We start from the raw sequence: 11,600 nt of genomic DNA, 5'->3' as shown, positions 1-11,600 counted from the left end.
AAACGTTGGGCCTGCTCAAGCACAAGGCGCGACAAGCTTGCCCTTCACTTCCTCTCCCTCATTCAATTCGCCTCCATCATCGACTGGCTCAGATACGGTTGTTGAGGGTTTTCAAACACCGCCTAGTCCAGCAAGTCGCCAGCCTTCCGCTCTGAGCACAGTGGCAGCGGCAGCCCACAGGCTCACCTTGTCCGCCTCATGCACTTGCCAAGTGCTGCCGCTCCCCCGCCGCGAACCAGCAACAATCGCAGTTAAGATCCGGGATACGCGCGCCCTGAAGCTTCATGACCCTGACACCGAACTCTTATCAGAACTCGTGATACGAGTTCATTTCATTTTTCACCTGCGCGAACTCGTATCGTAACTCGTCCCACCCTAAGGGGTGGATACGAGATATACGAGTTCGCGGCAGCAGCGCCCTTTCTCGTAACGGGACGAGTTGATACGAGTTATACGAGTTCGCGTTTCAGCGCCGTTATGGTGGCTTGCGGCGCTTGGCAGTGACCTTCAGCGGCACCTGTTCCTTGGGGGTAGCCGACATTCAAGCGGTGGACCAGCAGACGATAGATGAGGTGCTGACCACGCTGCGCCGGGGAGAGTGCGCATAGGCCGCATTGGTCCGCAAACAGGCCTCTGGCGCGTCTGTGGCTGACGCTAAGGTGAGTGTGGCAGAATCCACGTCGAAGGCAGCCGGCGTCACGCAGATGGCCTTTAAAAACCACGCTGAAATAGCTCAGCCAGTCGCGCAACATTCTACAGCGTGATTTGATCGTGAATCGCGGCAGCGATGGCCGGGAGATCGAACGCGCTGCGCACTTGGCGCACAACTGCTGTGCGATGCGAATCACCGAGGTCGTAGCCGATGGCACGCAGATCCAAGATCCAGGGTTCCTGGCCATCCACGCGAAGGGAGAGCAGACGGATGTCACCGGCCCAGGGATCGAGACCATCGCTTTTGCGTGGGCCGTAGGTTTCCAGATCGAGCGCGACGGAGCGGGATTCGCGGATCGCGGCGGCGATGACGGCGAAGTCACGCGCATCGCTTATCAGCCGCTCAATCGGGTTCGGACAAGCTCGGACGTTTCGGACGGGTGCCGGTCCGCACCGGTCCACTAGGGGAGCCTCATGATGTTTTTCGTTTTCAAAACTTTTCGTTTTAGTTTTTTCGAGCGCGTACGCGTGAGGTACTTTGAACCCGTCCGAAACGTCCGAGATTTTGGTTTCGGTTTGATCTAGAAAACCGGTTCGGACGGCTGATTTCAACTCAGCGGGGAGGGCGGCGAGGATGTTAGCCTGCATCAAGTCGAAGCGGCGGATGATGGCGGGGAAGTCCACGTTGTGGAAAAACTCACCATGGAGGGCGGAACTTGGAGCTTGAAGGGCGCTTGAAAAGCACATGGACGAAGTCCTGATGGGGTGCGCGTTCGGTGACAAAGCGGTAGCGGTTCTGCTGGGTCTTGATGGGGGACTCGACGTCGTGCCCGTGCAACACGACGTCGAGGTTGTTGTCCGTGTGTGGCCCCAGCACTTTGTTCAGATCGTCGAGCGTCACATGGGCGGCCTTGTGATCGCGTCAGGCCTTGCACCAGGGGCGTTTGCCCTGCTCCTTGTCCTCGCCTTTGGTGGGCTGAAAGAGATGATGCACCGCCCAGTGGAACTGCCTTAAATAGAACAGCGCGGCAGTGAGTCGGTCCCATTCATTGATGTCGGCGGGGATGTGGAAGCTGCTGCCATTCTTGCTGCCACTTTTGGCAGCAGGATCCTTCCATGCGCTGCCATTTTTGGCAGCAAGAGTGTTGTTTGATGGGAACAGAGCTTCGCTGTTCCCGATCTTGTTCCCGATTTCAGGGAACACGGCAGTCTTGTTCCCGATCTTGTTCCCGATTTCAGGGAACACAGCAGTCTTGTTCCCATTGTTGTTCCCGTTTTTTGGGAACAAGACCTCGCTGTTCCCATGCTTGTTCCCGATCTTGTTCCCGATTTCGGGGAACACGGCAGTCTTGTTCCCATTGTTGTTCCCGTTTTTTGGGAACAAGACCTCGCTGTTCCCATGCTTGTTCCCGATCTTGTTCCCGATTTCAGGGAACACGGCAGTCTTGTTCCAATTGGTGTTCCCGTTTGGCGGCACCGAACGCTGCCATTTTTCCCGAACCGCCCGCTTGCCGCGGGTGGAGAACGGCACGTCGAACCGCTTCGGCACGCTGAAAAGCGGCTCTCCGCCGCGATTTTTGCGCTATCCCCCGCCAATGTCCCCCCCCTATGATAGGATCGTTTGCATTACCCCATGAAACGAAACGCCCGCGAGTTCATCCGCTCCACTACAATGCTGCTTGATCACATCCTTGCAACGCTCACGCAGGAGGAGCAGCACGAACTGCTTGATGCGCTGGCAGGCGAGGTCCAGGAAAGGCTAGATACCGTCGTTGATGCAGCCGAATCATGAACCATCCCTTTGCCCGATACTTTTCTAATGCCCCCTGCCTATTTCGACACACGCTTCAAACTCGGCCTACAGCTCGCCGAACTGCCTGAGTCATTCGCCATCATCACGGCCCACGCCACCACGGGCGAAGTGTGGACGGCCGAGGACAACAATGCAGCCAACGAGACTCTTCGCGCGGAACTGGAGCGCGGAGGGCAGCTTATAGGAACGATCACCGGATACTCGCCAATCACCCAACACGCGGAGCCGGGGTATGCAGCAGCGTTGGAGTTCGAGGAGGCCTGCAAAATCGGAGCCCGATTCAAGCAGGATGCCATCTACTTTGTCAGCAGTGGCACGCTGTTTGTCAGTCATTGCGATCACCGCCGCAGCCTGAAGCCCATCACCCAGTTCTCGAAGCGAGTGGATTCAAATGTCTGACATGTAAGCAGTTGCCATCATCAGTGACATTCACGGCAACCTGCCCGCCTTGCAGGTGGTCATTGCAGACATCGAACAGCAGGGCATCCAGGCACACCTCGCTGCGCAACGAGAGTGCGCGTCCAAGCTGCATGCCTCTCTTTGTGGCTCCTGCTCATCACCTTGTTGCGCAACTAGCAGCGCCGTTCGGTTGACACCGGCACAGGGATGCAATGAGCGATTCCCAAGTCCTCCCCTCACCTGCTGCTTCAACGCGGACCGAATCTCCTGCCGAAGAAACGCTTTGGACCATAGACGACGTGGCCCGCTATGCGCGATGCAGCGTGCGTTACGTCGCCACCTTGCGAGAACAACAAGGTCTCCGTTTTCGCAAACTGGGTCATCTGGTGCGCTTCAGCCCCGAGGCCGTGAATCGGTGGTTTGAAGATTGAGGGCAATGCGATGGACGCTTGTATGGTTTCTCTCAGTTGAGAGCATACAAGCAATTCCGGATCAGTCGGATCTTAAAACCACATTGCCCAGGCCACAGCCGCAAGCACATGCGGCAGTCTGATTTGCAACCCCGCAATGCGCCCACCCTCACACTCACTCCGTACAAAGCAGCTCGGCTTGGGCCAGCACGGTCTTCAATGCTTCGTCCTGCAAGTCAGGCGAGTACCAGATCCTGATGCCCCTCGTAGTTTGTGAGGAATGAGGGGGCTGCGGCGTAGAATGGTTGCTTTTACACCCCTCGATATGATCCGATTGAATCTAACTCCATTCATCCTCACTGTTACACTGGCCTCCACTATCCTCGCTGAGCAAACCGGGACCGCTCGGCGAGTCTTCGTTGCCGACTCAGACACAAGGGTGCTCGCCATCGTGGGCGCGGATGGAAAGCCGGAGTGGGAGGTGAAGGTTGGAGCGATTCATGACGCCCATCTTTTACCGAACGGCAATGTTTTGCTCCAGCAAGGCTGGACGAAGGTGCAGGAGATCACGCCAAAGAATGAAGTGGTGTGGGAGTATGATGCGGGAAAGGCGAATGCGGGACAACGCGTGGAAGTGCATGCATTTCAGCGCCTCGATAGCGGACTCACGATGATCGCCGAGTCGGGGCCGTCGCGGATCATTGAAGTGGATAAGGACGGCACGGTGAAGCACGAGATGAAGCTCAAGGTGGCCAAATCCAATGCCCACAGCGACACACGGCTGGTGCGCAAGCTTGCGAGTGGCAACTACCTCGTCGCGCATGAGAAAGACGGCTTCGTCCGCGAGTATGAACCGACTGGAAAGGTCGTGTGGGAGTTCGAGGTGCCGATGTTTGGCAAGGAGAAGAAGGGCGGGCACGGACCCGAGGCCTTTGGTAACTCCGTGTTCAGCGCCACGCGTCTGGAGAACGGTAACACCCTCATCGGTGCGGGCAATGGCCACAGCATTCTCGAAGTAACACCCGCGAAAGAGATCATCTGGAAGATCGAGCAGAATGACCTGCCTGGAATCACACTTGCATGGGTCACCAGAGTCGCGCGACTGCCGAATGGCAACACCATCATCGGCAACTGCCACGGGGGACCGAACAATCCGCAGATCATCGAAGTCACACCGGATAAGAAGGTCGTGTGGACGTGGAAAGACTTCACCAAGTTCGGCAACTCGACCACGGTGGTCGAAGTCCTCGGTGACAAGAAGTAGGCACAAACCATGCGTGCTCGATTTGGCCTATTCGTCTGCGTCACGCTCACAGGCTCATGTCTTGATGCCGCAGAGCCTTCCGCGGCAGATGTCGAGTTCTTCGAAAAACGCATCCGTCCTGTGCTGGCGGAGCGGTGCTACGACTGCCACAGCGTGAGCGCGGACAAGGTCAAAGGCGGCCTTTTGCTCGACAGTCACGCGAGCATCCTGAAAGGCGGCGATACAGGTCCCGCCATCATTGCTGGGGATGCAGACGCCAGTTTGCTCATCCAAGCGGTGCGCTGGTCGGACAAAGACCTTGAGATGCCGCCGAAGAAGAAGCTCAGCGATGCCGAGATCGCTGACATGACGACTTGGGTGAAAATGGGCGCTCCCTGGCCAGCTGGCGATGCGCCACCCACTGCCCTGCGGCGCGAGTTTAAGATCACGGATAAAGATCGTGCCCACTGGGCCTTCCAGCCGCTGAGGAAGCCGACTCCACCTGCTGTCAAAGCAAGCGCACAAGTCGCGAATCCCATCGACGCCTTCATCATCGCGAACCTCGAAGCGAAAGGCCTCAATCCCAATCCAGCGGCTGACAAACGCGCTCTCGTTCGCCGCGTGCACTACGATCTCACCGGCCTGCCACCGACACCGCAATCAACAGAGGCATTCGTTGCCGACACTTCGCCGAAGGCTTGGGGAAACCTCATTGAACAGTTGCTGAAGTCTCCACGCTATGGCGAGCAGTGGGGGCGGCATTGGCTGGATCTCGTGCGCTTTGCGGAGACGAACAGTTACGAAACGGATCACGCGAAACCGAATGCCTGGCGCTATCGCGACTATGTCATCCGCGCCTTCAATGACGACAAGCCTTACGACCAGTTCATCCGCGAGCAGCTTGCAGGTGATGAGTTTGCCGAGGTCACGGCAGACAGCATCATTGCCACAGGCTATTACCGCCTCGGAATCTGGGATGCTGATCCGGCAGACAAGGAACTCGCGCGGTATGACATGCTCGATGACATCGTTGCTACCACCGGACAGGTGTTTTTAGGGCTCACCGTCGATTGTGCGCGCTGCCACGACCACAAAATCGACCCCATCGCCCAACGCGACTACTACTCGCTGCTGTCGTTCTTCCACAACGTGAACCATTACCGCAATGGCGGCCCTACAGATGAAGTCCCGCTGCCGAAAGTGGCTGGAGTCGTGGACGATGCGCAGACCAAACGCGAGACCAAGCAGAAGGAACTCGAGATCGAAGCGGGCGAGATCGAAGAGCACTTTCGACTACTCACGAAGCGCGAAAAGACACCGCCGAAGCAGATCCCAGGCATCATTCGCAAAGAGGGCGCGGAGTTGCTCGGCCCCAAGGTGTATGGTCGCTACATGAAGCTCAGAGCTGAGCTGCGGGACATCGAGAAAGCTGTTACGTCCGCTGGTGCCGCACTTGCAGTCACGGAAGCTGGCGCGAAAGCCCCCGAGACATTCATCCTCGAGCGCGGCAACACCTCCAGCCCCGGCGCATCAGTCACGCCGGCCTTCCTGCAAGTGCTCTCGCCGCCAACGCCAAACATCACGCCACCCCAGTCCGGCAAATCCACCGGACGCCGCACCGCATTGGCCAACTGGATCGCATCATCGCAAAACCAACTCACCGCGCGAGTGATTGTGAATCGCATCTGGCAGCATCACTTCGGACGCGGCCTCGTGCACTCCAGCAGCAACTTCGGCACGCAAGGCGATGCGCCCACGCACCCTGAGTTGCTCGATTGGCTCGCGTCCGAGTTCATCGCCAGTGGATGGAGCATCAAGGCCATGCATCGGCTCATTTTGACCTCCAACACGTATCGCATGTCATCACGCCCGAGTGCCGATGCTCTCAGCAAAGACCCGCGCAATGATCACCTCTCGCACTTCGACATGCGACGACTCACCGCGGAGGAGATTCGCGATTCCATCCTCGCTGTGTCAGGTGCGCTCAATGACCAAATGTTCGGCCCCGGCATCTACGTGGATATTCCGAAGGAAGTGCTCGCCGGTCAGTCGAGGCCCGGCAGCGGTTGGGGCAAATCAACGCCGCAGGAGCAATCGCGCCGCAGCATCTACATCCACGTGAAGCGCTCACTCATCACGCCGATACTCGCGTCCTTCGACGTTGCCGAGACAGATCACACCACACCAGTGCGCTTCACTTCCACGCAGCCCACGCAGGCTCTCGGCATGCTCAACAGTGCCTTCATCAATGAACAAGCGAGCGCCCTAGCCATCCGCGTGCAAAAAGAAGCCGGCAACGTTCCCGCGGCACAAATCCGCCTCGCACTTGAGCTTATCACATCACGGCCAGCCTCCGAGAGCGATGTCCAACGCGGCCTCAAGCTCATCACCACGCTGCGCGAACAAGAACACGCCTCACCCGAAGCCGCGCTCACCTCCTTTTGCCTGCTCGCGCTCAATTTGAACGAGTTCCTCTACCTTGACTGATCCCATGACACCGAACTTCTGCCAACGCACACGCCGCGAGTTCCTTTGGGAAACAGGCGCTGGATTCACCGGCCTCGCGATGACCGGGATGTTGTCCGCGGATCACTTCTTTGCCTCGCAAGCTCATGCCGCGAGTGATTTCGCGAATCCACTCGCCGCGAAGAAACCACCACTGCCCGCCAAGGCCAAGAGCGTCATCTTTCTCTTCATGTATGGCGGCCCCAGTCATGTGGACACCTTTGATTACAAGCCCAAGCTCTATCCGCTCGATGGCAAGACCATCGACGTGAAGACCTTCGGTCGTGGTGGCAAACGCAGCCAGAGTCGTGTGGTCGGGCCGAAGTGGCAGTTCAAACAATACGGCCAGTGTGGCAAGCATGTGAGCGATCTCTTTCCGCATCTCGCCACCTGCGTGGATGACATTGGTTTCATCCACTCGATGACCGCCGACTCGCCCATTCACGGCTCGGCGATGTTGCAGATGAACACGGGTAAAATTCTCTCCGGCAGCCCCTGTCTCGGCTCTTGGGTCAACTACGGCCTCGGCAGCGTGAGCGAGGATCTGCCAGGATTCGCAGTGATGCTCGATCCCACTGGCGGCCCGATCAGCGGAGCCAAAAACTGGTCCAGCGGCTACATGCCTGCGAGCTATGAAGGCACCGTGTTACGCAGCTCTGGCGATCCCATCCTTGATCTGCAACCGCCCGCGGGCATGACCGCTCCGATGCAGTGCCGCATCCTTGATTCGTTGCGAGAGTTCAACACCGAGCACGCATCGACCCGCGCTGATAACACCAACCTCGCTGCACGCATCGCCAGCTATGAACTCGCGGCCAAGATGCAAATGCACGCGCCCGAGGCCGTCGATTTGAGCAAAGAAACCGAAGCCACCAAAGAGCTCTACGGCATCAACCACGAGAAGACCGAGGAGTTCGGCCGCCGATGCCTGCTAGCGCGGCGCATGGTCGAACGCGGCGTGCGTTTCATCCAACTCTACTCCGGCGGCGCTCATAATGACAGCAACTGGGACGCGCACACCGACATCGAAAAGAATCACAACTACCACTGCGGCCGCACCGACAAGCCCATCGCGGGTTTGCTGAAGGATCTCAAGCAGCGCGGCCTGCTCGACAGCACGCTTATCATCTGGGGTGGCGAGTTTGGCCGCCAACCAACGGCTGAATACGCCAAAGGCACCGGTCGCGATCACAACGCCTACGGCTTCACCATGTGGATGGCCGGTGGCGGCGTGAAGGGCGGCGTCAGCATCGGACAAACCGACGAACTCGGCTCCGCTGCCGTGGAGGACAAATTTCACGTCAAACACCTCCATGCCACCGCCCTTCACCTCATGGGCCTAGATCCCGACAAGCTCACCTACTTCTACGGCGGCCTCGATCAAAAGCTCGTCGGCGTGGATGGTGCCAAGCCGATCAAAGGCCTCCTCTAACCATCCAATCTATCAGATCTAATAGGCTAGCGACGCAGAAGCTCCTTGGCGAACCGATTCTGCAACATTTGGCTACGTTTGAGCGGCCCTGACATGTCCACCATGGCAACCATGGAAATGCTCAGCATGGATCGCACCGTGACCTGGTCCACGACCAACACCATCCTCCACTAGGAGCGTGCTCAATTGACTGCGTTCACGATATTGTCAGGCAAGTATCCTTCTCCATGCTCTTCTTCGCCGCACGCGTGGTGCGGCATCCGGCGATGCAGAACCCGACGCTGGTGGTGCTGACGGACCGCAACGATCTCGACGACCAGCTTTTCGGCCAATTCCAACGCTGCGCGGACATCCTCGGCCAGACGCCCGTGCAGGCCGGCGGGCGCGAGCATTTGCGCGAGCTGCTGAACCGGGCCAGCGGCGGCGTGGTGTTCACCACCATTCACAAGTTCATGCCGGAAAAGGGTGAGGCGATGCCCGAGCTGAGCGCGCGGCAGAACATCGTCGTGATCGCGGATGAGGCGCACCGCAGCCAGTATGGATTCGGCGGCAAGGTGAATGAGAAGACCGGCGAGATGTCCTACGGCTTCGCCAGCAACCTGCGCGATGCCTTGCCGAATGCGTCGTTCATCGGCTTCACCGGCACGCCCATCGAAAAGACGGACGCGAACACGCGGGCGGTCTTCGGCGATTACATTTCCATCTACGACATCCAGCGCGCCGTCGCCGACAAGGCCACAGTGCCGATCTATTACGAGAGCCGCATTTCCAAACTCAGCCTGAACGCCGCCGAGCTGCCGAAGATCGACGCGGAGTTCGAAGAAATCACTGAAGGCGAGGAGCTGACGAAGAAGGAGAAGCTCAAGACGAAGTGGGCCGCGCTGGAGGCGCTGGTGGGCGACCCGAAACGCATCGCGCTGGTGGCCGCCGACCTGGTGGCGCATTTCGAGAAGCGCGTGGAGGCGATGGACGGCAAGGCGATGATTGTCTGCATGAGCCGCCGCATCTGCGTGGACCTCTACAATGCGCTGATTAAGCTGCGCCCCGAGTGGGAGGAGGAGACGCTGAAAGTCGTGATGACTGGCAGCGCCGAGGACGGACCCGAGTGGCAGAAGCACATCGGCAACAAGAAACAGCGGCGGGACTTGGCGAACCAGTTCAAGGACGCGAAGAATTCCTTCAAGATCGTGATCGTGCGCGACATGTGGCTGACCGGCTTTGACGCGCCCTGCCTGCACACGATGTATGCCGACAAGCCGATGCAAGGCCACGGCCTCATGCAGGCCATCGCCCGCGTGAACCGCGTCTTCCGCGACAAGCCCGGCGGCTTGGTGGTGGACTACCTCGGCCTCGCGGATCAGCTCAAGAAGGCGCTGGTCACTTACACCGAGAGCGGAGGGCAGGGGAACCCGACCTTCGACACCGCCCAAGCCATCGCCGTGATGCTGGAGAAACACGGCATCGCCTGCGACCTGATGCACGGCTTCAACTGGGACAAGTGGACCACCGGCAAACCCACCGAACGCCTCGCGCTCATCCCCGCCGGACAGGAGCACATTCTCGAACAGGAAGACGGCAAGAAACGTTGGGTGCAGGTGGTGGCGGAGCTTTCCCGCGCCTTCGCTCTTTGCGCCGCTAGCGATGCCGCCACGGAAATCCGCGACGACGTTTCATTTTTCCAAGCCCTACAAGCCGCGCTGAACAAGCAGAGCAGCACCAACCGCAAGACGCCCGAGCAGATCGACGCCGCCATCCGCCAGCTTGTAAGCAAGGCCATCACCACCGAAGGCCAGGTGATCGACGTCTTCACCGCCGCCGGATTGCCCCAGCCGGATATCAGCATCCTGAGCGACCAATTCCTCGCCGAAGTGCGCGGCCTCAAGCACAAGAACGTCGCCGCCGAGTTGCTGGAGAAACTGCTCAAGGACGAACTCAAAGTCCGCTCCAAGCGCAACCTCGTGCAGAGCCAGGTCTTTTCCGAGAAGCTCAAGAAGACGCTCAACGCCTACCACAACCGCGCCATCTCCACGATGCAGGTCATCGAAGAGCTGATCAAACTCGCCAAGGACCTCGACGCCGCCACCAAGCGCGGTGAGGACATGGGCCTGACCGACGACGAGATCGCGTTCTACGACGCGCTAGCTGCGAATGACAGCGCCAAGCAGGCAATGGGAGACGCGAAACTGAAAGTGATCGCTGCCGAATTGATCACCAAAGTGAAGAAGAGTGTCACCATCGACTGGACCCTCCGCGAAAGCGCCCGTGCGAAGATCAAGGTGATGGTGAAACGCATTCTGAACTTCCATGGCTACCCGCCGGACTTGCAGGAGGAGGCGGTGAAGACCGTGCTCGCGCAGGCGGAGCTGCTTTGTGCGGAGTGGGTGTGAGGATGCATGACAAATGCGTGACAAAAAGTTTCACTCCTGTGCATTCCCATGCTAAAGGTTTTCCTGCGTGCATGAACAAACATGCACACAATCAACACATTACGAACCACCACGAAAAGCGGAGGCTCATTCCAGACCAGGCGATTATCGAGAAGCTCCTGGAGCGAGGCGTCGATGTCGCACTTGCACTTGAGCAGCTCATCCCAGACCGGCACTCCACCTTCAGCATCGCGCATCACACCGACTGCACCGCCCACCCAATGGTTCACACCAAAGGGGTCATTGCGTTGCAGCAGGCGCGGATCACTGCGCTGATGCCAGCCAAACAGCCGTGCTCCGGCTCCACGCGCGTTGTAGGCCGAGTTGCTGAGCATTTGCAGCGTTTCCTCCACGGAGAGCTTTCGGCAGCGGAGCGACACCATGCAGACGCACGCACTGATGTCGTCATCGCGCATGATGATCGCGTCCTCCTTGAAGTGCTTGAGCAGCCAGTTGCGCAACGAGGAGATGCCCATCACGGAGTCCGGCACGGTGGCCTTCGTCAGGTGGATATGGGCATACTGCTCAAGCTCGCTTTCCGGCACGAGCAGCGTGGCGCTCGGGAACAGCTTGTGGCTGGTCATCGTTCGCGCCCGGCTGCGGCTCAGAATGACCAGGCGCAGGCTCAGGGGTTGGAGTTCCGGCCAGAGCGGCCCGTTTACAGAGATCGAGGAGGCGTTTTCCATAGAGGACACGGCCGATGCCGAGTTTTTTGGTGGTT

General features: G+C 58.8%; 9 protein-coding genes and 2 pseudogenes. 7 read left to right on the top strand and 4 right to left on the bottom strand.

The features are described 5' to 3' along the window. Nucleotides 1-753: 753 nt before the first annotated feature. From AC6FTP_RS22900 to AC6FTP_RS22890, 3 genes are read right to left on the bottom strand one after another with little or no spacing between them, the layout of a single operon-like run. Nucleotides 754-1,335: a hypothetical protein gene (locus tag AC6FTP_RS22900; protein WP_497209229.1), complete on the bottom strand. Its 582-nt coding sequence runs from the start codon at nucleotides 1,333-1,335 to the stop codon at nucleotides 754-756. A 13-nt stretch (nucleotides 1,336-1,348) separates the two neighbouring features. Beyond that, on the bottom strand, nucleotides 1,349-1,552 hold the full coding sequence (locus AC6FTP_RS22895) for a hypothetical protein (RefSeq protein WP_497209228.1): 204 nt from the start codon (nucleotides 1,550-1,552) through the stop codon (nucleotides 1,349-1,351). A 21-nt stretch (nucleotides 1,553-1,573) separates the two neighbouring features. Beyond that, nucleotides 1,574-2,089, bottom strand: coding sequence for a hypothetical protein (locus AC6FTP_RS22890; RefSeq protein ID WP_497209227.1), 516 nt, complete (start codon nucleotides 2,087-2,089; stop codon nucleotides 1,574-1,576). A 195-nt stretch (nucleotides 2,090-2,284) separates the two neighbouring features. Here AC6FTP_RS22890 and AC6FTP_RS22885 point away from each other — a divergent pair, with 195 nt between their 5' ends. From AC6FTP_RS22885 to AC6FTP_RS22855, 7 genes and pseudogenes are all read left to right on the top strand, one after another. After that, nucleotides 2,285-2,443 (top strand): hypothetical protein, encoded by a 159-nt coding sequence (locus AC6FTP_RS22885; protein WP_497209226.1) that lies wholly within the window; start codon nucleotides 2,285-2,287, stop codon nucleotides 2,441-2,443. 27 nt (nucleotides 2,444-2,470) lie between these two features. Continuing rightward, a complete protein-coding gene (locus tag AC6FTP_RS22880) occupies nucleotides 2,471-2,863 on the top strand; it encodes a DUF3293 domain-containing protein (RefSeq protein WP_497209225.1) in 393 nt (130 codons plus the stop codon). 212 nt (nucleotides 2,864-3,075) lie between these two features. Continuing rightward, nucleotides 3,076-3,294 carry a helix-turn-helix domain-containing protein gene (locus AC6FTP_RS22875; protein ID WP_497209224.1) on the top strand — a complete coding sequence of 73 codons (219 nt, stop codon included), beginning with the start codon at nucleotides 3,076-3,078 and terminating at the stop codon, nucleotides 3,292-3,294. A gap of 304 nt (nucleotides 3,295-3,598) precedes the next feature. Further along, entirely contained in the window at nucleotides 3,599-4,537 is a 939-nt protein-coding gene (locus AC6FTP_RS22870) for an outer membrane protein assembly factor BamB family protein (RefSeq protein WP_497209223.1), read from the top strand. Between the two features lie 9 nt (nucleotides 4,538-4,546). Next, nucleotides 4,547-7,003, top strand: a complete 2,457-nt coding sequence (locus AC6FTP_RS22865; protein WP_497209222.1) for a PSD1 and planctomycete cytochrome C domain-containing protein — start codon at nucleotides 4,547-4,549, stop codon at nucleotides 7,001-7,003. Between the two features lie 4 nt (nucleotides 7,004-7,007). Beyond that, the gene (locus AC6FTP_RS22860; protein WP_497209221.1) at nucleotides 7,008-8,453 is read left to right on the top strand and encodes a DUF1501 domain-containing protein; all 1,446 of its coding nucleotides are present in this window, start codon (nucleotides 7,008-7,010) and stop codon (nucleotides 8,451-8,453) included. 218 nt (nucleotides 8,454-8,671) lie between these two features. After that, a pseudogene (locus AC6FTP_RS22855) lies at nucleotides 8,672-10,840 on the top strand (type I restriction endonuclease subunit R); the annotation flags it as partial. Here AC6FTP_RS22855 and AC6FTP_RS22850 read toward each other — a convergent pair. Next, nucleotides 10,762-11,600 (bottom strand): annotated as a pseudogene (locus tag AC6FTP_RS22850) (hypothetical protein); the annotation flags it as partial. The pseudogenes AC6FTP_RS22855 and AC6FTP_RS22850 sit on opposite strands and share 79 nt — an antisense overlap.

The sequence above is a fragment of the Prosthecobacter sp. genome, from assembly GCF_044378005.1.
Classification (GTDB): Bacteria; Verrucomicrobiota; Verrucomicrobiia; order Verrucomicrobiales; family Verrucomicrobiaceae; genus Prosthecobacter.
Note: the sequence above shows the minus strand (reverse complement) of the source record. Positions and strands in the feature narration are given on the sequence as shown.

Excerpts from the sequence above, each read along its gene's own strand:
- AC6FTP_RS22860 (WP_497209221.1), top strand. The coding sequence starts at position 7,008 with ATGACACCGAACTTCTGCCAACGCACACGCCGCGAGTTCCTTTGGGAA.
- AC6FTP_RS22880 (WP_497209225.1), top strand. The coding sequence starts at position 2,471 with ATGCCCCCTGCCTATTTCGACACACGCTTCAAACTCGGCCTACAGCTC.
- AC6FTP_RS22885 (WP_497209226.1), top strand. The coding sequence starts at position 2,285 with ATGAAACGAAACGCCCGCGAGTTCATCCGCTCCACTACAATGCTGCTT.
- AC6FTP_RS22865 (WP_497209222.1), top strand. The coding sequence starts at position 4,547 with ATGCGTGCTCGATTTGGCCTATTCGTCTGCGTCACGCTCACAGGCTCA.
- AC6FTP_RS22875 (WP_497209224.1), top strand. The coding sequence starts at position 3,076 with ATGAGCGATTCCCAAGTCCTCCCCTCACCTGCTGCTTCAACGCGGACC.
- AC6FTP_RS22870 (WP_497209223.1), top strand. The coding sequence starts at position 3,599 with ATGATCCGATTGAATCTAACTCCATTCATCCTCACTGTTACACTGGCC.